A 19,401-nucleotide genomic window follows, 5' to 3' on the forward strand; every position below is an offset into this window, starting at 1 on the left:
CCGGCGGGCGGCGCCCCGGCGAGACCCGGCCGCCGCCCGCCCCGCGCCCCCGCCCGTACGACCGTGGAACCCCTTCGAAGGAGTACGTCCGTGATCGGCTCCCCGCGCCGCTCCGCCGTCACCGCCGCCGTCGCCCTGGCGCTCCTGGCGTCGGCCGCGCCCGCCGCGCCCGCCGCGGGCCCGGCGGTGGCCACGCCCCCGGCCCCGCCGTCCGACGCCCGGCTCGCCGCCGAGCCCGCCCGGCACGAACTCACCCGGGAACAGCCCTACTTCGTCCTCCCGGACCGGTTCGCGGACGGCGACCCGGCCAACAACCGGGGCGGGCTCACCGGCGACCGCTCGGTCACCGGCTACGACCCGACCGACAAGGGCTTCTACCAGGGCGGCGACCTCAAGGGGCTGACCCGGAAGCTGGACTACATCAAGGGGCTCGGCAGCACCGCGATCTGGCTGGGGCCGATCTTCAAGAACAAGCCGGTGCAGGGCACGGGCGCCGACCAGAGCGCCGGGTACCACGGCTACTGGATCACCGACTTCACCCAGGTCGACCCGCACTTCGGCACCAACGCGGAGCTGGCCCGGCTGATCGACAAGGCCCACGCCAAGGGGATGAAGGTCTTCTTCGACGTCATCACCAACCACACGGCCGATGTCATCGGGCGCGAGCGGGGGAGCGGCCAGTACCTCTCCAAGGGCGCGTTCCCCTATCTCACCCGGGACGGCGTGCCGTTCGACGACAGCGCCTACGCGGCGGGCGGCAAGGGCTTCCCGGCCGTCGGCCCCGGCTCCTTCCCGTACGCGCCGACCGTGCCCGCCGCCGAGAAGGACACCAAGGTCCCGGCCTGGCTCAACGACCCGACGATGTACCACAACCGGGGCGACTCCACCTTCGCCGGGGAGAGCGCCGAGTACGGCGACTTCTCCGGCCTCGACGACCTGTGGACCGAACGGCCCGAGGTCGTGCGGGGCATGGAGAAGATCTACGAGAAGTGGGTGGAGGACTTCGACGTGGACGGCTTCCGCGTCGACACCGTCAAACACGTCGACATGGACTTCTGGACCCAGTGGGCGACCGCCCTGGACGCCTACGCCGCCAAGCGGGGGCGCCCGGACTTCTTCCTCTACGGCGAGGTGTACTCCGCCGACCCGTCGGTGACCGCCCCGTACGTCACCCGGGGCAGACTCGACGCGACCCTCGACTTCCCGCTCCAGCAGGCGATGCGCTCCTACGTCTCGCAGGGCGGCTCGGCGGGCGACCTGTCCGCCGCGCTCGGCCAGGACTACCGCTACACCACCGACAAGGCCAACGCCTACGAGCAGGTCACCTTCCTCGGCAACCACGACATGGGCCGCATCGGAAGCTTCCTGGTCCAGGACAACCCGCACGCCGACGCCGCCGAACTGCTGCGCCGCGACAAACTGGCCCACCAGCTGATGTTCCTCGGCCGGGGCAACCCCGTCGTCTACTACGGCGACGAGCAGGGCTTCACCGGGTCGGGCGGCGACAAGGACGCGCGCCAGACCATGTTCCCCTCGAAGGTCGCCGACTATCTGGACGACCGGCAGATCGGCACCACCCGCACCCACGCGAGCAGTGCTTTCGATCCGGAGCACCCCCTCTACAAGGAGATCGCCGCTCTCTCCGCGCTGCGCCGCCAGAACCCGGCGCTCGCCGACGGAGTGCAGACCGAGCGGTACGCGGCGCAGGGCCGGGGGATCTACGCCTTCTCGCGCACGGACACGAAGACCGGCACCGAGTACGTCGTCGCGGTGAACAACGCGACCGAGGAGAAGAGCGCCGGGTTCGCCACCGACTCCGCCGCCACCGCGTTCACGGGGATCCACGGCGCCTCCGACACGCTCACCAGCGGCGCCGACCGGCGCGTCACCGTACGGGTGCCCGCCCTCTCCGCAGTCGTCTACAAGGCGGCCGGGCCGCCGGCCGCCCCCGCCGTCCGGCCCTCGCTGACCCTGAAGGCCCCGGCGGCCGGTGCGGCCGGTGACGTCGAGATCGCGGCCGACGTGGACGGCGGCCGGCTCGACCGGGTGGTCTTCGCCGCCCGGACCGGCACCGCCAAGTGGCAGGTCCTCGGCTCCGCCGACCACCCCCCGTACAAGGTCGTCCAGCACCTGCCCGCCGGCCTGGCCGCCGGAACACCCCTGCGCTACAAGGCCGTCGTGATCGACTCGGCCGGACGCACCGCGAGCGCCACCGCCGCCTCCACCAGCGGCGCCCCGCCCGTCGAGCCCGCGCCCACCGCCGCCCGGCGCGACTACGCCGTGGTCCACTACAAGCGCCCCGCGGGCGACTACGCCGACTGGCGGCTGTACGCGTGGGGCGACCTCGCGGACGGCGAGTCCACCACCTGGCCCGCGGGCCACGACTTCGTGGGCCGGGACGCCTACGGCGCGTTCGCGTACGTCAAGCTGAAGCCGGGCGCCTCCGGCGTCGGATTCCTGGTGATCGACAAGAACGGCACCAAGGACGTCGCCGCGGACCGCGCCATCGACGTCGGCCGGACCGGGGAGGTCTGGGTGGAGCAGGGCAAGGACGCGGTCCTCACCACACCGCCGACCGGGGCGTACCCGCCGCAGGACACCACCAGGGCCGTCATCCACTACCGGCGCGCCGACGGCGACTACACCGGCTGGGGCCTCCACACCTGGACGGGCGCCGCCGCGCCCACCGACTGGTCCGCCCCGCTGAAGCCGGTGCGCACCGACGCCTTCGGCGCGGTCTTCGAGGTGCCCCTCAAGGACGGGGCGACCAGCCTGAGCTACCTCGTCCACAAGGGCGACACCAAGGAGTTCGGCGCCGACCGCTCCCTGGACTTCGCCACCCACTCCCACGAGGCGTGGCTGCTCGACGGCGTGGAGAGGTACCTGCTGCCCGCGGGCTCCGGCTCCGCCGCCGACCTCGACCTCGGCAAGTCCGCGGCGCAGTGGATCGACCGCACCACCGTCGCCTGGGACACCGGCACCGGCGCCGCCAGTTACCAGCTGGTGTACGCACCGCGTGGCGGTCTCGCGGTCAAGGACGGCGTCCTCACCGGCACCGGCCACTGGCTGCGGCTCACCCCGGTCGCGGGCGGCCTCAGCGCCGCGCAGAAGGCCCGCTTCCCGCACCTCGCGAAGTACGCGGCCTTCACCGTCGACCCGCGCGACCGCGACCGCGTCCGCGCGGCCCTGACCGGGCAGCTGGTCGCCACCCAGCGGCTCGCGAACGGCGCGCTGCTCGCCGCCACCGGCGTCCAGACCCAGGGCGTGCTCGACGACCTGTACGCCCCGGGCGCGACGAAGGCCGCGCTCGGCCCGGTCTTCGCGCACGGCCGCCCCACCCTCTCGCTGTGGGCGCCGACCGCCCGCCGGGTCGCCCTGGAACTGGACGGGCGCACGGTCGCGATGCGCCGCGACGACGCCACCGGCGTCTGGTCGGTGAGCGGCCCGGCGAGCTGGACGGGCAAGCCGTACCGCTACGCCGTGACGGTGTGGGCGCCCAGTGTCCGCGAGGTGGTCACCAACCTCGTCACCGACCCGTACGCCACCGCGCTCACCACCGACTCCGCGCGCTCCCTCGTCGTCGACCTCGCCGATCCGAAGCTCGCCCCGAGCGGCTGGGCGGCGCTGCGCAAACCCGCGCCCGTACCGCTGCGGGCCGCGCAGATCCAGGAGCTGCACATCCGCGACTTCTCGGTCGCGGACCCGACCTCGCGCCACCCGGGCCAGTACCTCGCCTTCACCGACACCGGCTCCGACGGGATGAAGCACCTCAAGGAGCTGGCCCGGTCCGGCACTTCGTACGTGCACCTGCTGCCCGCCTTCGACATCGCGACCGTCCCGGAGAAGGCGTCCGACCGCACGAGCCCGGCCTGTGACCTGAAGGTGTACGCACCGGACTCCGAGGAGCAGCAGGCGTGCGTGGCGCGGAGCGCCGCCGAGGACGCCTACAACTGGGGGTACGACCCGCTGCACTACACCGTGCCCGAGGGGTCCTACGCGAGCGACCCGGAGGGGACCCGGCGCACGGTCGAGTTCCGGCGGATGGTCCAGGGGCTGAACGGCGCCGGGCTGCGCACGGTGATGGACGTCGTCTACAACCACACCGCGGCGAGCGGGCAGGCCGACAAGTCGGTCCTCGACAAGATCGTGCCCGGCTACTACCAGCGGCTGCTCGCGGACGGCTCCGTGGCCACCTCCACCTGCTGCGCCAACACCGCGCCCGAGAACGCGATGATGGGCAAGCTGGTGGTGGACTCGGTGGTGACCTGGGCCAAGCAGTACAAGGTCGACGGGTTCCGGTTCGATCTGATGGGCCATCACCCCAAGGCGAACATCCTGGCCGTCCGCAGGGCGCTCGACGCGCTGACGCCCGCCAAGGACGGCGTCGACGGCAAGAACGTCGTCCTGTACGGGGAGGGCTGGAACTTCGGGGAGGTCGCCGACGACGCCCGGTTCGTCCAGGCCACCCAGAAGAACATGGCGGGCACCGGCATCGCCACCTTCGCGGACCGGGCCCGCGACGCGGTGCGCGGCGGCGGCCCCTTCGACGAGGACCCCGGCGTGCAGGGCTTCGCCTCCGGCCTCTACACCGACCCCAACTCCTCGGCGGCCAACGGCACCCCGGCCGAGCAGCGGGCGCGGCTGCTGCACTACCAGGACCTCATCAAGGTCGGCCTCTCCGGCAGCCTGGCCGCGTACACCTTCACCGACACCTCGGGCCACCGGGTCAGGGGCGACGGCGTGGACTACAACGGCGCCCCGGCCGGATACGCCGCCGCGCCCGGCGACGCGCTGGCCTACGCGGACGCGCACGACAACGAGTCGCTCTACGACGCCCTCGCGTTCAAGCTGCCCCGGTCCACCCCGGCGGCCGACCGGTCCCGGATGCAGGTGCTCGCCCTGGCGACCGCCGCCCTCTCGCAGGGCCCGGCGCTCTCCCAGGCGGGCACGGACCTGCTGCGCTCCAAGTCCCTGGACCGCAACTCGTTCGACAGCGGGGACTGGTTCAACGCGATCCACTGGGACTGCCGGGACGGCAACGGCTTCGGGCGCGGGCTGCCGCCGGCCGCCGACAACCGGGCCAAGTGGGCCTGGGCCCGGCCGCTGCTCGCCGACCCGGCACTGGCCCCCGGCTGCCCCGAGATCACCGCCGCCACCGGGGCCTACCAGGACCTGCTGAGGATCCGCACCACGGATCCGGCGTTCCGCCTGGCCACCGCGGACCAGGTGCAGTCCGCGCTCGCGTTCCCGCTCTCCGGGACGGGGGAGACCCCGGGCGTCATCACCATGCGGCTGGGCGGGCTGGTGGTCGTCTTCAACGCGACCCCCGCCCGCACGGCCCAGCGCGTCCCGGAGCTGGCGGGCACGGCGTACGCCCTGCACCCCGTGCAGGCGTCCGGCGCCGACCGGACGGTGAAGTCCGCCTCGTACGAGCGCGCCTCGGGCACGTTCACGGTCCCGGCCCGCACGGTCGCGGTCTTCACCCGCCGGTAGCCGCGCGGGCGGCGGGCCGGGGCGCCGTGCGCGCTCCGGCCCGCCGCCGCTCCACCGCGCCGCTCACTCCTCGGAGACCCGGAGCAGCACGCCCCGCTCGTCGCGGGTGTAGACGCGGCGCCGGTTCTTCTCCAGTTTGCGGGCCACCTCGTCGTCGAGGTCGACGCCGTTCATCTCGGCGAGCGCCACCAGGTACAGCAGTACGTCGGCGAGCTCCTCGCCGAAGTCCGGCAGACGTTTGCGCCAGGCCGTGAACGCCTCGCCCACCTCGGCGTTGAGGAGCCCGAACTCCAGCGGCACGTCGGTGACGTTGAACCCCTTGTCGAGCTTGTTCTGCCACGCCTGCCGCTGTGCGGTGCGGATGTCCAAGTCGCTCCGTCCCTCCTGGGGCCCGCACGCGGTTCGGCCGTGCGGGGCGCTCCTGCCCGCCGACCCTATCGAGCCGGGCGCGGCCCGCCGATAGGGAGGGGGACGGAGCGAGGGCGAGGAGTAGGCAATGCTCAACGAGTGGCACACGGCCGCCAACATCGGCGCGGGCCTGGGCTATGGCGGGATCATCGGGCTGGAGCGCCAGTGGCGGGCCCGGATGGCCGGACTGCGGACGAACGCGCTGGTGGCGGCCGGTTCCGCGCTCTTCGTCCTGCTCTCCACCTACGGCTTCGTGGACGCCACCAGCACCAGCGGCTACGACGGTTCACGGGTGGCCGCGCAGATCGTCTCCGGCATCGGCTTCCTGGGCGCCGGTGTGATCATGCGGGACGGGCTGAGCGTGCGCGGGCTCAACACGGCCGCCACGCTGTGGTGCTCGGCGGCGGTCGGGGCGCTCTCGGGGGCCGGGCTGTACGCGGTGGCGGCCCTCGGCACCGCCGGGGTGGTCGGCGCCAACCTGCTGCTGCGACCGCTGGGCCGGCGGCTGGACCGGGAGCCGCACGGCGGCGTCGAGGTCGGCACCGACTACCTCTTCGAGGTGGTGTGCACCGAGCCCGAGGAGGCCCATGTGCGGATTCTGGCCGTCCAGGCGCTGACCCGGCCGGGCTACCGGCTGCGCTCGGTGCACAGCCAGGACGCCAAGACGCCGGGCCATGTGACGGTGGCGGCCGAGCTGACCACCGAGCGGCGTGACGACAGCCTGCTCGAAGAGGCGGTCAGCAGACTGTCGTTGGAGCCCGCGGTGTCGGCGGTGAGCTGGACGGTGCTGCACCACCCGGACGACAACGACGACGACGAGTACGGCGGTGAGAGCCGCCGTCGGCGCTACTGGGTCCGTAATTTCTTCAGCTGACGTTTCGGACAGATTCGGACTCCCGCGTTCAGGTTCGAAAGGATCTTCATGTAAAACAGTGCGGGACCGGTCAATGACAGTGTGTACTGGCCACGTTCGCCTTCCGGGGCGGTCGTTCGCATGCCCTCCCTCCGATCTCCCCTGAAGGTCCATTAGATGATTGAGATACCGGACCTGGCCGCCGGGGGCCTGGCGGCCGGGACCCTGTCCGCCCTCGTCCTCGCGGGCGGCCTGCTGCGCTCCCGTCGTCGGGGAGCCCGCCAGGAGGAGGAGATCGCCGAACTGCGCTCCCAGGTCGAGGGCGCGCGCGGCGAAGTGGGCCGGGTCTCCCGGGCGTACGCGGCCGAGGTCGTCCACCTCGCCCAGCGGCGGCTGCCCGCCGAGGCCACCCGGACCGCGCATCCGCACGTGCAGGTGCCCGGCCCCGTCCACCCGGACCTGGCGGGCACCGAACTCGGCGCGGCCCTGGACGAGGTCCTCGACGGCGTATCCGGCGCGGTCGGCCAGGAACGCAAGCGCGTGGACGCCGCCGCCCGCGCCGGCATGCGCGGCGCCACCCGCGAGATCCAGGCCGGTCTCTACCGCCTCCAGGACCACCTGCGCGGACTCCAGCAGCGCTACGACGACCCCGAACTGGCCCAGACGCTCTTCGCGCTCGACCACGAGAACGAGCAGTCGCTGCGGCGCGCCCAGGTCACCGCCGTGGTCTGCGGCGCCTGGGTCGGCCTCGCCCGCGAGGAGTCGCACCTGGTCGACGCGGTGACGGGCGGTCAGTCCCGGCTGGTGGGCTACCACCGGGTGCGGATCCACCACCACCTGGAGCCGGGCACCGCCCTCGTCTCGCACGCCGTCGAGCCCGTCGCGATCATCGTGGCCGAGCTCCTCGACAACGCGCTGCGCCACTCCGCCCCCGACACCGAGGTCGTGGTGAACCTCGCCCGCGCCCACCACGGGGTCTCGGTCACCGTCGACGACGCCGGGGTCGGCATGAACCCCGACGAACGCGCCTACGCCCAGCGGATGGTCGCCGGCACCGACCCGATCCTCCTCTCCGAACTCGGCGACCCGCCCCGGATGGGCCTGGCCGCCATCGGCCAGCTGACCCGCCAGTTCGACCTCTCCGTGGACCTCTCCACGCCCTCGCCGTACGGCGGGGTGCGCGCGGTGCTGCTGGTCAAGAACCACCTGCTGAGCCGGATCGACCCCGAGACGCGCCCGCCCGCCGCGGCGGCCCCGCGCTCCACCCGGCCCGCCGACGGCCCGGCCGCGCCCGAGCACGCCGCGGCCCCGCCCGGCCCGCTCCCCGCCGCCGCGCCGCATCCGGCGGCCCCGTACGGCACCGGCGCGCTCCCGCACGGGTCCGCGCCCGACGGCGACGCGCTGCCCCAGCGCCGCCGCCGCACCCGCGCCGCGCTGCCCGCCGAGGCGACCGCGGCCCCCGCCCGCAGCCCAGAGGAGTCGGCCGCCGCGCTCGGCGCACTGCAGTCCGGCACCGCCGCGGCCCGCTCGGCCGCCCCCATGGAAGGGAACGACCCGCGATGACCAGCGGAACCACCGGCGAGACGGCGTGGGTGCTCGACGCGATCCTGGAGATCCCGCACGTCCAGGCCGCCGTCCTGCTCACCCGGGACGGACTCGTCTCCGGCTACACCAAGGCCCTCTCCCAGGCGTCCGCCGAGCGCACCGCCGCCATCATGAGCACCGTGCAGGGCGCCTGCCGCACGGCCGCCGCGGCCTTCGCCGACCGGGAGGACGCCCGGATCCGCCAGGTCGTCATCGAGTCCGACCACGGCTACATCCTGGTCGCGCCCACCGCGCACGGCACCTGTGTGGCCGCGTTCGGCGACCCGGACGTCCGGCTCGACCTGCTCGCCCACCGCGTCCACTCCCAGGTGGCCCGGCTCGGCGAGAAGGCGATGACGGCCGCGCCCCGCGGAGCCGACGGCGCCACTGAGGCATGACGGCCCGCCGCGGCGGCCGTCCGCTGGTCCCCGCCTATCTGTCCACCGGAGGGGTCGCCCGCCCCAGCCGCAACAGCCTGGAGCGGCTCTCCGTACTGACCGGCGGAGGCGGGCCCGAACCGGCCGGGCTGCCCGCCGCCCAGCACGCGCTGCTCGACGTCCTGGACGGCGGGTCGCTGACAGTGGTGGAGACGGCGGCCCTGCTGGAGCTGCCGTTCTCGGCCGTACGCGTCCTGGCCGCCGAGCTGATCGACCAGGGGCTGGTCAGCGCCCGCCCGCCCGTCCCCGTCGCCGCACTGCCCGCACCCGACCTGTTGAAGAGAGTGGCCGATGGCCTCCGCGCCCTCAAGCAGTAGCCCCGGCGGGACCGGCACCGCCGGGATCCATCTGCCCGACACCGCACGCGAACTGGTGAAGATCCTGGTCGCGGGCCCGTTCGGGGTGGGCAAGACCACGCTGATCGACTCGGTCTCCGAGATCCGCCCGCTGCACACCGAGGAGCACCTGAGCGAGGCGTCCGTCACCGTGGACGACCTCGCCGGGGTCCGCGACAAGACCACCACCACGGTCGCCATCGACTTCGGCCGGATCAGCCTGGGCGGCGGAGTGGTGCTCTACCTCTTCGGCACCCCCGGCCAGGAGCGGTTCCGCTCCCTGTGGGCGGACATCGCGTACGGGGCGCTCGGCGCGCTCGTCCTGGTGGACACCCGCCGCATCGACGACTCCTTCGACGTCCTCGGCCTGGTCGAGGAGACCGGACTGCCCTACGCGGTGGCCCTCAACACCTTCCCCGACTCCCGCGCCTACACCGAGGAGCAGCTGCGCCGCTCGCTCGACCTGGAGGCGAGCACGCCGATGGTCGTCTGCGACGCCCGCGACACCAACTCCTCCGTCGACGCGCTGCTCGCGCTCGTCCAGCACCTGATCGCCCGCAACAGCAGCCCGGAGAACCGGTGAACCCGCACCCCGCGTACCCCGCCCCCGCAGCCGCCTTCTCGCTCTCCGCGCCGGTCCGGCTCTGGGAGGACGGCTTCGCCGCCGACCCGCACGCCTACTACGCGGCGCTGCGGGCCCAGGGCCCGGTCGGCTGGGCCGAACTCGCCCCGGGCGTACCCGCGTACGTCGTCACCGACCGGCGGGCCGCGCTCGACCTGCTGCACGACACCACCACCTGGTCGCACGACCCCAGGCCGTGGGAGTCCACCGTCGCCGGGGACTCGCCGATCCTCGGCATGATGCGCTGGCGGCCCAACGCGCTCTTCGCCGACGGCGACGCGCACCTGCGCTACCGCCGCACCCTGATCGACGCCTTCGACCTGGTCGAGCCGCACGACCTGCGCGAGCGGGTGCACCGGGCGGTGGACATCCTCGTCGGCCGGTTCGGCCCGGCCGGGCAGGCCGACCTGGTCGCCGACTTCGCCCGGCCCCTGATGGCGCTGGTCTTCAACAACCTCTTCGGGCTGCCCGACAGCGAGAGCGGACGCCTCAACGACGCGCTCGGCCAGATGATGGAGGGCGGCGCCCGGGCCGCGCACGGCGAGGCCGAGTACGGCCGTTACGTCCTCGAACTCGTCGCGGCCAAGAGCGCGCGGCGCGGCGACGACCTCACCAGCCGGCTCTTGGACCACCCGGCGGGACTGAGTCCGGAGGAGGTCACCTGGCAGGTGTTCCTCACCCTGGGCGCGGGCCACGAGCCCACCGCCAACCTGGTCTCCAACGCCCTCTCGCGGATCCTCGGCAACCCCGCCTACTACTCGACCCTGACCAGCGGCTCGCGCCCGGTCACGGACGCCGTCGCCGAGGTGCTGCGGTACGAGACGCCGCTGTCCAACTACGGCATCCACTTCGCCCGCGAGTCGCTGAGCTTCCACGGCGTGTGGATCCAGGCCGCGGTGCCCGTCGTCATCTCCTACGGCGCGATCGGCCACTTCGCGGAGGAGCAGTCGGCGGGCCGCCACCACCCGCACGACGCCTCGCACCTGTCGTGGTCCGCCGGGAACCACGGCTGCCCGGTCAAGCAGCACACCCTGCTGATCGCGACCGAAGCCATCGAGCGGCTCACCCAGTGGCTGCCCGACCTCGACCCGACCACCCCGCGCGGGCGGCTGACCTGGCGCCCCGGACCGTTCCACCGCTCCCTGACGGCGCTGCCCGTCCGCTTCACCCCGCGCACCCCCGACCAGCCAGGAGATCGAGCATGACCCCGTCCACGCGTGTGCCCCTCGACCCGTTCGGCGCCGACATCCCCGCCGAGAGCGCCCGGCTGCGCGCCCTCGGCCCCGTGGTGCCCGTCGAGCTGCCGGGGGGCATCCCCGCCTGGGCGCCGACCGGTTACGACACCCTCAAGTCCCTGATCCTCGACCCCCGGGTCAGCAAGGACCCGCGCCGGCACTGGGGGCTGTGGTCCGAGCTCGGCGAGCACCCCGACTGGGGCTGGATCCTCGGCTGGGTCGGCGTGATCAACATGCTGTCGACGTACGGGACCGACCACACCCGGCTGCGCCGGCTGGTCGCCCCCAGCTTCACCGCCCGGCGCACCGAGGCGATGCGCACCCGGGTCGAGCAGATCACCGCCGAGCTGCTCGACGAGCTGGCCGAGACCGCCGCCACGGGCGCGCCGGTGGACCTCAAGGCCGCCTACGCGCACCCGCTGCCGATGCGGCTGATCTGCGAACTCTTCGGCGTACCCGGCTACTTGGTGAAGGACATGGCCGCCCTGATCGCGGCCATCATGGACACCTCCGACCCGAGCCCGGAACACGCCGAGTCGGTCCAGAAGCAGATAGCCACCGTGCTGCCCTCGCTCATCGCCTTCAAGAGCGAGGTGCCGGGCGACGACATGACCACCGAGCTGATCAAGGTCCGGGACGAGGACGGCGACCGGCTCAGCAACGACGAGCTCGTCTACACCCTGCTGCTGGTCATCGGCGCCGGCTTCGAGACCACGGTCAACCTCATCGGCAACGCGGTCGTCGACCTGCTGAGCCACCCCGACCAGCTGGCCGCCGTCCGCTCGGGCGAGATCGGCTGGGACAACGTGATCGACGAGGTGCTGCGGGTCCACCCCTCCATCGCCACCCTGCCGCTGCGCTTCGCGGTCAGCGACATCACGGTCGACGGGGTCACCATCCCGGCGGGCGACGCCATCGTCACCACCTACGCGGCGGCCGGTCACGACCCGGCCCACTACGGCGAGAACGCGGGCGACTTCGACGCCCGCCGGGCCGCCGAGGACCACCTGGCGTTCGGCATCGGCGTCCACCGCTGCATCGGCGCCCCGCTGGCCCGGATGGAGGCGCTGACGGCCCTGCCCGCCCTCTTCGACCGCTTCCCGGACCTCGCGCTCGCCGCGCGGGCCGACGACCTGGAGCAGGTCCCGTCCTTCATCGCCTTCGGCTACCAGGACATCCCGGTCCGCCTCGGCGGCTGACGGCGCACGGGCGGGGGCGGGGGCAGACCGCGTCGCCCCCGCCCGGCTCACCGGGCGGCCAGCAGCGGCAGCAGCCGGGCGTGCAGCGCGGGCGGCGCCACCAGGAACGAGGCGGCGCCCGCGCGCCACGGCCGCCCGTCGGCGTCCGTGACCAGGGCGCCCGCCTCCCGCGCCACCAGCGCGCCCGGCAGCAGATTGGTGTCGTCCGTGCCGAACTGCCAGAAGGCGTCGAGGCGTCCGGCCGCCGCGTCGGCGATCTGCCACGAGGTGGGGCCCAGGTTGCGCACGGCGGCGACCGCGGGAGCCACCGAGGCGAGCGAGCGGCCCGCCGCGTCGGCCACGCCCGGCTGCCCGCCGACGAACGGCGGATGGCTGCTCGCCACGACCGCCACCGCCAGGTCCCGCTTGGGGGAGGGAGCGAGCGGCTGCCCGTCGCGGGTGGCCCCGTGCCCGGCCGCGGCCCGGTAGGTCTCGCCGAGCAGGGGCGAGTGCAGCACGGCCGCCACCGGCTCCCCGTCCCGCACCAGCGCCACGCTCACGCAGTACTGGGGCATGCCCTGGAGGAACTGGACGGCTCCGTCGACCGCGTCCACCACCCACACCTCGCCGCTTTGGGGCAGCTCGGTGCCCATCTCCTCGGCCCACGCCGCCCCCGGCCGCAGCGCCGCGAGCCGCGGCCGGAGCGCCGCCAGCAGCGGGGCCTCCAGCGCCTCGAAGACGGACCGGGCCTCCTCGGCGGAGGTGACCGGGGCCGGGCGCGGAGCCTTCAGCAGCAGCCCGCCCACCTCGTGGACGGCGGCGGACATCGGGTCGAGCAGCTCTGCGTACGACATGGGGAACTCCGTTCCGGGGGCGGTCCGTTCGGTCCGGACCTGGTGATGCCATCCTGGTGCGCGGCGCGACGCCCGGATGCCTGCGAGGCCCGCGAATGAGCGAAGATGTCTCCCATGGGGACGAATGCGGTGGTCGAGGTACTCGACGCACAGGATCAGCGGCTGATCGCGGCACTCCAGTGCGACGGCCGGATCGGGGCCGAGCGGGCCGGTGAGGTGCTCGGCATCGGCGCGCGCACCGTGCAGCGGCGCTGGCGCGCGCTGCTGGCCGACGGGGCCGTCCGGGTCGTCGCCCTGCCCGCCGTGCCCGAGACCCTCGGGGCGCTGCTGCTGCGGATCAAGGTGCTGCGGGGCAGGCTCGACACGATCGCGGCGGCGCTCGCGGCCCGCGAGGACGTGCCGTTCATCGACGTCTCGGCGTCCGGGGACGAGATCGCGGCCGTAGCCCGGACCGCGCCGGGCTCCCGCGACCCGCTGCTGTTCCGGCAGCTGCCCGCCACCCAGGCCGTCACCTCCGTCACGGCGTCCACCGTGCTGCACGCCTTCCGGCTCGCCCACGAGTGGCGCCACGACGTGCTCACCCCGGCCGAACGGGCCGCCCTCACCCGGCCGTTCGCCCCCGCCGCCGCGTCCGGCGCGCCCCGCGACGCGCTGGACCACGCGGTGCTGGCCGAGCTCGCCGCCGACGCGCGCGTGCCCGCCGCGACGGTGGCCGCGCGGCTCGGGCAGCCGGAGTCCACGGTCCGGCGGCGGCTGGCACGGCTGGGGGAGGAGGGGCTGCTGTTGACCCAAGTGGCCGTGGACGCACGGCGGTTGGGGCTGGCCATCGACGCCAATGTGCTGCTCCAGCTGCCGCCGGACCGGCTGGACGCGGCGGGACGGGCGCTGGCCGCCCACCCGGCGGTGCACGGGGCGTTCGCCACCACCGGCGAGTTCAATCTGCACGCGGCCGTGTGGGTGCGCGATCTGGCGGCGCTGTACCGCTTCGTTTCGGACGATCTGAGCGGGCTCGGGGTGAGCCGGATGGACACCGTGATCGTCGGCCAGGCCGTCAAGCGCCCCGGTTCGCCGACGGCGATCGGCTGACCCGACCCGGCCGCGCTCCCGTCAGCGGTGCTCGGGGTTGTCGAAGTCCTCCCGGCAGCCCGCGTCCCAGGCCGAGCGCTGGTTGCCGTGCGCGGGGACGCCGCCCGCCCGCTTGAGCAGGGCCGCCAGATGCATCAGGTTCCAGCTCATGAAGGCGGTGTTGCGGTTGGTGAAGTCGTTGTCCGGGCCGCCGGAGCCCGGGTCGAGGTACGAGGGGCCGGGCCCGGCCTCACCGATCCACCCGGCGTCCGCCTGCGGCGGGACGGTGTAGCCCAGGTGCTGGAGGCTGTAGAGGAGGTTCATCGCGCAGTGCTTGACGCCGTCCTCGTTCCCGGTGATCAGACAGCCGCCGACCCTGCCGTAGTAGGCGTACTGGCCCTGCTCGTTGAGCAGGCTCGAACAGGCGTAGAGCCGCTCGACCACCCGCTTGGCGACCGAGCTGTTGTCACCGAGCCAGATGGGGCCGCAGAGCACCAGGATGTCGGCCGCCATCACCTTCTCGTACAGCTCGGGCCAGGCGTCGCTCGCCCACCCGTGCGCCGTCATGTCGGGCCACACCCCGGTCGCGATGTCGTGGTCGACGGCGCGGACGACCTCGGTGGCGACCCCGGCCCGCTCCATGACCGCCCGACTGCGGTCGATCAGCCCCTCGGTGTTGCTGACCTCGGGGGACCGCTTGAGCGTGCAGTTGAGGAAGAGGGCGCGCAGATCGTCGTAGCGGTACGGGTCCGGCCCCATGGGAGTTCACTCCGGTCACTAGACACCAACAAACCACTCCCCACCCACCCTGCAACCCCCCACCCCACCAGACCACCCCAACACCCCCGAACGGGGCCGGAGGGGGGAGGAGGTGCGACGCCAGGGGCGCGGGGAACGGCGCGAGGGTCATCCACGGTCCGCGGTCGACCGGGGGTTGAGGGGCGCGGGGAACGGCGCGAGTAGCGATCACGGTCCGCAGCCGAAGGCGGGTTGAGGGGGGCGGGGAACGGCGCGAGTAGCGACCACGGTCCGCGGCCGAAGGCGGGTTGAGGGGCGCGGGGAACGGCGCGAGAAGCACCCACAGCCCGCACCCGAACGGGGGCGCCATGGGGCCGCGGGGCCGGCCCGAACGTCCCCGCCACCCCACCACGCCAACCAGGGGCAAAGCCCCTACTGCACGCGAACCTCCCCCGCCTCAGCCCCACCCTCATCAGGCAGATGCACATCGTCAACGGAGATGTTGACCTCGACGACCTCCAGCCCGGTCATCCGCTCCACCGCCGCGATCACGTTCTCCCGGACCTCCGCCGCGACAGCGGTGATGCTCACGCCGTACTCCACCACCACGTCCAGGTCGATCGCGGTCTGCCGCTCGCCCACCTCGACCTTGACGCCCCGGCTGACGGCCGCCGCCCGCCCCCGCGGCACGCGGTCGCGCACCGCGCCGATGGTGCGGGCGAACCCGCCGCCCAGCGCGTGGATGCCCGGCACCTCGCGCGCCGCGAGCCCGGCGATCTTCTCGACGACGCCCCCGGCGATGGTCGTCCGGCCCCGGGTGGCGGGTGGCTGACCCGCGCCGCTGCGGGCGGTCTGGAGGGTGGTGCCGGAGGTGCCGGTGCGGTATTCGTCGGTGTCGGGCTTCTCGGCGGTGGGGCTGATCGGCTCCGTCATACGAAGCCACCTCCTGGGGGATCGGGACGGTCGCGCGGAACGCGCGCGTATCTCTCCTGCGAGTACCGTGCGCGCGGCGCGTCATGCGGGCAAGAGGGCGTCACTTGGCCAGCCCGCGTCAACACGGGCGCCGTTCGCTGCTCCGGCCGGGTTCTCCTGCAGTACAAGAACGCGCGAGACGGTGGTGATGAGTGATCCCATGACTGCCGTGGCAACTGATGCCCCGTCAAGAGAGGGCGCCACCAGCGCCTTCGGGCTGGAGGATGATCATGAGACAAATCCGGTTGACCCGCGGCCTCCTCGCACTCGCCGGTGCGCTGACCCTGGTGGCCGCGCTCCCGGCGAGTCCCTCGGCGGCCGTCCACCAGACCCCGGTCCTGCGGGTGATGCCGCTCGGTGACTCCATCACCTGGGGCGGCGGCAGCCCCACCCTCTCCTCGTACCGGCGGCCCCTGGCGAAGATGATGGGGCTGCACAAGGGCTATGACGTGCGGTTCGTCGGCTCCAAGGCGTCCGGCAGCTTCGCCGACTTCTCCAACGAGGGCCACAGCGGCTACGTCATCGACCAGCTGACCGCCGGGATCGACGGCTGGATGGCGGGGGCCCGGCCCGACGTGGTCCTGCTGCACGTCGGGATCAACGACATCGCGCGGGGCATCGACCTGCCGCACGCCCCCGACCGGCTGGCCGCCCTGGTCGACCGGATCTACGCCGACAAGCCGGGCGTCTCCGTCCTGGTGATGGGCGTGCTCCCGACCACCAGCGGCCTGGAGGAGCCCGCGCGGGCGTTCAACGTACGGGTCAAGGCACTTGAGGAGAGCGAGCGGCAGGCCGGGCAGAAGTTCCGGTACGTCGAGCCGCCCGAGCTCACCCAGGCCGAGTTCGTCGACCAGCTGCACCCCAACGACGCCGGGTTCCTGCGGATGGCCTGGGCGTTCTTCAAGCCGCTGGACGCGGTGTGGCGGGACGGCTGGGAGCACGGCGGTCCCGCGCTGGGCGCCGGCAACGAGGCGGGCGGCACGGGCGCGGTGCGCTGGGCCGACTTCGACGGCGACCGCCGCATGGACCGGTTCGCGGTGGACGCGCACGGCTCGGTCGAGGTCCGGCTGAACCGGGGCGGCGACGGCCACGGCGGCTGGCAGTCGCTCGGCACCGTCGTCCGCGACCTGGGTTCCGACCGGGCGCGGCTCAGGTTCGCGGACTTCGACGGCGACGGCCGCGCCGACTGCCTCGTCCTGGACGCGGACGGCGGCGTACGGGTGTACCTCAACCGGGGCGGCGACACCGGCGGCGGCTGGCAGTCGCTCGGCCGGGTCACCGCGGGCAGCACGGCCGACGCCGGCCGGGTGGTCTTCGCGGACTTCGACGGCGACGGCCGGACCGACTACATCACCCTGGGCGCCACCGGTGAGGTGCGGGTGCTGCTGAACCGGGGCGGCGACGGCCACGGCGGCTGGACGGACTGGGGGCGGGTCGCCACCGGGGTGACGGCCGACGCGAGCCGGGTGCGGTTCGCCGACCTCGACGACGACGGCCGCCCGGACTACAGCGTGGTCACCGACAACGGCGCCGTGCGCGGCTTCCTGAACCGGGGCGGCGACGGCCGGGGCAGCTGGGTCGACCTGGGCAACATCACCACCGGTTCGACCACCGACGCGGCCCGGGTCTCCCTGGCCGACCTCACCGGGGACGGCAACGCGGACTACGTGCTGGGCGACCCGGCGACGGGCGCGGCCTCCGTGCGCGCCTGGGCGGGCGGGGACGGCCACGGCGGCTGGGTGGACCGGGGCCGGTTCTTCTCGGCGAGCGGCCACTGAGGGGCTGGGGGCGGGGTCGGCCATGGCCAGGAAGTGAAGGCGCCGACCCCGCCAACGCCCCTTGTCCGTCAAGGAAGTTGAGGCACGCACATTGACACGCTCTCTTCCGGCCACGATTCTGAGAGCGCTCTCACCGGTCGGAAGGAGCCATTCCCCGCCCGGTCCGGGAGCCGTCGAACCCGCCGCACCCGAGAAGGAGTCGAGCGTGTCCGTCCGCAAGAAGCTCATGACGCCCCTGGGGGCCGCGGTGCTCGTCGCCGCGGGGTTCACGGCCACCGGCCCCGCCGCCCCCGCCACGGCCGCCGTGCCGTCGACGATCCCGCTGACCGTCACCAACAACTCCGGCCGGGGCGAGCCGCTCTACGTCTACAACCTCGGAACGGAACTCTCCACCGGCCGACAGGGCTGGGCCGACGCCAACGGCACCTTCCACCCCTGGCCCGCCGGGGGCAACCCGCCCACCCCGGCGCCGGACGCCTCGATCCCGGGACCGGCCACGGGCCGCTCGGCCACCATCCGGATGCCGAAGTTCTCGGGGCGCGTCTACTTCAGCTATGGACAGAAGCTCGTCTTCCGGCTGACCACGGGCGGACTGGTGCAGCCCGCCGTGCAGAACCCCTCGGACCCGAACCGCGACATCCTCTTCAACTGGTCCGAGTACACGCTCAACGACTCCGGGCTGTGGATCAACAGCACCCAGGTCGACATGTTCTCGGCGCCCTACGCGGTCGGCGTCAAGCGCGCCGACGGCACCACCGCGTCCACCGGCCACCTCAAGGCGGGCGGCTACCAGGGCTTCTTCACCGCGCTCCGTACGCACCCCGGCGGCTGGGCGAACCTGGTGCAGACCCGGCCCGACGGAACGGTCCTGCGGGCCCTCGCCCCCGGCCACGGCATCGAGACGGGCGGACTGCCCGCCAGTGTCATGGACGACTACATCGACCGGGTCTGGCGCAAGTACGGCTCGGCCACGCTGACCGTCACCCCGTTCGCCGACCGGCCGGGCACCAGGTACTTCGGCCGGGTGTCCGGCACCACCATGAACTTCACCAACGGCGCGGGCGCGGTCGTCACCAGCTTCCAAAAGCCCGACTCCGACAGCGTCTTCGGCTGCTACAAACGCCTCGACGCACCCAACGACCAGGTCAGGGGCCCGATCTCACGCACGCTCTGCGCGGGCTTCAACCGCTCGACGCTGCTGGTGAACGCCAGTCAGCCGGACACCGGGTCGGCCGCCTTCTACCAGGACGCGGTCACCAACCAGTACGCCAAGGAGATCCACGCCCGTACCGCCGACGGCACGGCGTATGCGTTCGCCTTCGACGACGTCGGCCACCACGAGTCGCTGGTGAACGACGGCAACCCGCAGCAGGCGTACCTCACCCTCGACCCGCTCTCCTGACCCCGACGGGGGCACAGGGCTCGACCGGTCGGCCCAGCGGACGGGACGACGCCCGCTCCCGGGGAACACTCGCGGGCAGCGGGCGCGTCCGTGGGGCGCCCGCGCCGGGGAGCCGAGCCGAGGGAGAGCGGGATGAACGACCAGGAGGACGGCGACACCGAGTGCCGCGAGGGCACCTGCGGCAACGCGGGGTACGGCAAGCAGCCCTTCAAGCGCGGCCGGAGCCACTTCACCGACCGGGTCACCGCCGACGGCCGCGACGGCTGGCCCGTCGAGTACGGGCGGTACCGGCTGGTCGTCAGCCGCGCCTGCCCCTGGGCTAGCCGGGCCCCGGTCTCACGGCGTCTGCTGGGGCTGGAGGACGCGGTCTGGCTGACGCCCCATCACCGCGAGGCGCTGGGCGGCCGGCCGTTCGGGGACGGCACCCCGCCGCCCCCGGTCCGGCGC

At 73.6% G+C, this 19,401-nt stretch carries 15 protein-coding genes and 1 pseudogene; 12 read left to right on the forward strand and 4 right to left on the reverse strand.

The features are described 5' to 3' along the window. Nucleotides 1-135 precede the first annotated feature (135 nt). Nucleotides 136-5,493 (forward strand): pullulanase-type alpha-1,6-glucosidase, encoded by a 5,358-nt coding sequence (pulA, locus tag AB5J87_RS31265; RefSeq protein WP_369383722.1) that lies wholly within the window; start codon nucleotides 136-138, stop codon nucleotides 5,491-5,493. A 63-nt stretch (nucleotides 5,494-5,556) separates the two neighbouring features. Here pulA and AB5J87_RS31270 read toward each other — a convergent pair whose 3' ends face one another. Then, nucleotides 5,557-5,862: a MazG-like family protein gene (locus AB5J87_RS31270; RefSeq protein WP_369381519.1), complete on the reverse strand. Its 306-nt coding sequence runs from the start codon at nucleotides 5,860-5,862 to the stop codon at nucleotides 5,557-5,559. 127 nt (nucleotides 5,863-5,989) lie between these two features. Here AB5J87_RS31270 and AB5J87_RS31275 point away from each other — a divergent pair, with 127 nt between their 5' ends. The 7 genes from AB5J87_RS31275 to AB5J87_RS31305 all read left to right on the forward strand — a co-directional run bounded on the left by AB5J87_RS31275 (nucleotide 5,990) and on the right by AB5J87_RS31305 (nucleotide 12,166). Continuing rightward, nucleotides 5,990-6,775, forward strand: coding sequence for an MgtC/SapB family protein (locus tag AB5J87_RS31275; protein ID WP_369381521.1), 786 nt, complete (start codon nucleotides 5,990-5,992; stop codon nucleotides 6,773-6,775). 156 nt (nucleotides 6,776-6,931) lie between these two features. Then, nucleotides 6,932-8,317: an ATP-binding protein gene (locus AB5J87_RS31280; RefSeq protein WP_369381524.1), complete on the forward strand. Its 1,386-nt coding sequence runs from the start codon at nucleotides 6,932-6,934 to the stop codon at nucleotides 8,315-8,317. Continuing rightward, nucleotides 8,314-8,736 (forward strand): roadblock/LC7 domain-containing protein, encoded by a 423-nt coding sequence (locus AB5J87_RS31285; RefSeq protein ID WP_369381527.1) that lies wholly within the window; start codon nucleotides 8,314-8,316, stop codon nucleotides 8,734-8,736. Before AB5J87_RS31280 ends, AB5J87_RS31285 begins: the two co-directional genes overlap by 4 nt. Further along, on the forward strand, nucleotides 8,733-9,092 hold the full coding sequence (locus tag AB5J87_RS31290) for a DUF742 domain-containing protein (protein WP_369381529.1): 360 nt from the start codon (nucleotides 8,733-8,735) through the stop codon (nucleotides 9,090-9,092). The genes AB5J87_RS31285 and AB5J87_RS31290 overlap by 4 nt, the downstream gene beginning before the upstream one ends. Then, nucleotides 9,067-9,693, forward strand: a complete 627-nt coding sequence (locus tag AB5J87_RS31295; protein WP_369381532.1) for an ATP/GTP-binding protein — start codon at nucleotides 9,067-9,069, stop codon at nucleotides 9,691-9,693. Before AB5J87_RS31290 ends, AB5J87_RS31295 begins: the two co-directional genes overlap by 26 nt. Continuing rightward, the gene (locus tag AB5J87_RS31300; RefSeq protein WP_369381535.1) at nucleotides 9,690-10,937 is read left to right on the forward strand and encodes a cytochrome P450; all 1,248 of its coding nucleotides are present in this window, start codon (nucleotides 9,690-9,692) and stop codon (nucleotides 10,935-10,937) included. The genes AB5J87_RS31295 and AB5J87_RS31300 overlap by 4 nt, the downstream gene beginning before the upstream one ends. Next, nucleotides 10,934-12,166: a cytochrome P450 gene (locus tag AB5J87_RS31305; protein ID WP_369381538.1), complete on the forward strand. Its 1,233-nt coding sequence runs from the start codon at nucleotides 10,934-10,936 to the stop codon at nucleotides 12,164-12,166. The genes AB5J87_RS31300 and AB5J87_RS31305 overlap by 4 nt, the downstream gene beginning before the upstream one ends. 47 nt (nucleotides 12,167-12,213) lie before the next feature. Here AB5J87_RS31305 and AB5J87_RS31310 read toward each other — a convergent pair whose 3' ends face one another. Further along, entirely contained in the window at nucleotides 12,214-12,999 is a 786-nt protein-coding gene (locus AB5J87_RS31310; protein ID WP_369381541.1) for an inositol monophosphatase, read from the reverse strand. Nucleotides 13,000-13,113: 114 nt separating this feature from the next. Between AB5J87_RS31310 and AB5J87_RS31315 the strand changes: the two genes are divergently transcribed. Next, nucleotides 13,114-14,085, forward strand: coding sequence for an Lrp/AsnC family transcriptional regulator (locus tag AB5J87_RS31315; RefSeq protein WP_369381543.1), 972 nt, complete (start codon nucleotides 13,114-13,116; stop codon nucleotides 14,083-14,085). 21 nt (nucleotides 14,086-14,106) lie between these two features. Here AB5J87_RS31315 and AB5J87_RS31320 read toward each other — a convergent pair whose 3' ends face one another. Next, complete coding sequence (locus AB5J87_RS31320; RefSeq protein ID WP_369381545.1) at nucleotides 14,107-14,823, reverse strand: flavodoxin family protein; 717 nt, start codon at nucleotides 14,821-14,823, stop codon at nucleotides 14,107-14,109. A gap of 411 nt (nucleotides 14,824-15,234) precedes the next feature. Beyond that, on the reverse strand, nucleotides 15,235-15,735 hold the full coding sequence (locus AB5J87_RS31325) for an Asp23/Gls24 family envelope stress response protein (RefSeq protein ID WP_369381547.1): 501 nt from the start codon (nucleotides 15,733-15,735) through the stop codon (nucleotides 15,235-15,237). A gap of 269 nt (nucleotides 15,736-16,004) precedes the next feature. On the opposite strand from AB5J87_RS31325, the gene AB5J87_RS31330 reads away from it, so the two are divergent. The 3 genes and pseudogenes from AB5J87_RS31330 to AB5J87_RS31340 form a co-directional block, all read left to right on the forward strand. Continuing rightward, complete coding sequence (locus tag AB5J87_RS31330) at nucleotides 16,005-17,552, forward strand: FG-GAP-like repeat-containing protein (protein WP_369381550.1); 1,548 nt, start codon at nucleotides 16,005-16,007, stop codon at nucleotides 17,550-17,552. Between the two features lie 226 nt (nucleotides 17,553-17,778). After that, entirely contained in the window at nucleotides 17,779-18,954 is a 1,176-nt protein-coding gene (locus tag AB5J87_RS31335) for a glycoside hydrolase family 64 protein (protein ID WP_369383723.1), read from the forward strand. A 132-nt stretch (nucleotides 18,955-19,086) separates the two neighbouring features. Then, nucleotides 19,087-19,323, forward strand: a pseudogene (locus AB5J87_RS31340) (glutathione S-transferase family protein); the annotation flags it as partial. Between the last annotated feature and the right edge of the window lie 78 nt (nucleotides 19,324-19,401).

The sequence above is a fragment of the Streptomyces sp. cg36 genome (genome assembly GCF_041080675.1).
Lineage (GTDB): Bacteria > Actinomycetota > Actinomycetes > Streptomycetales > Streptomycetaceae > Streptomyces.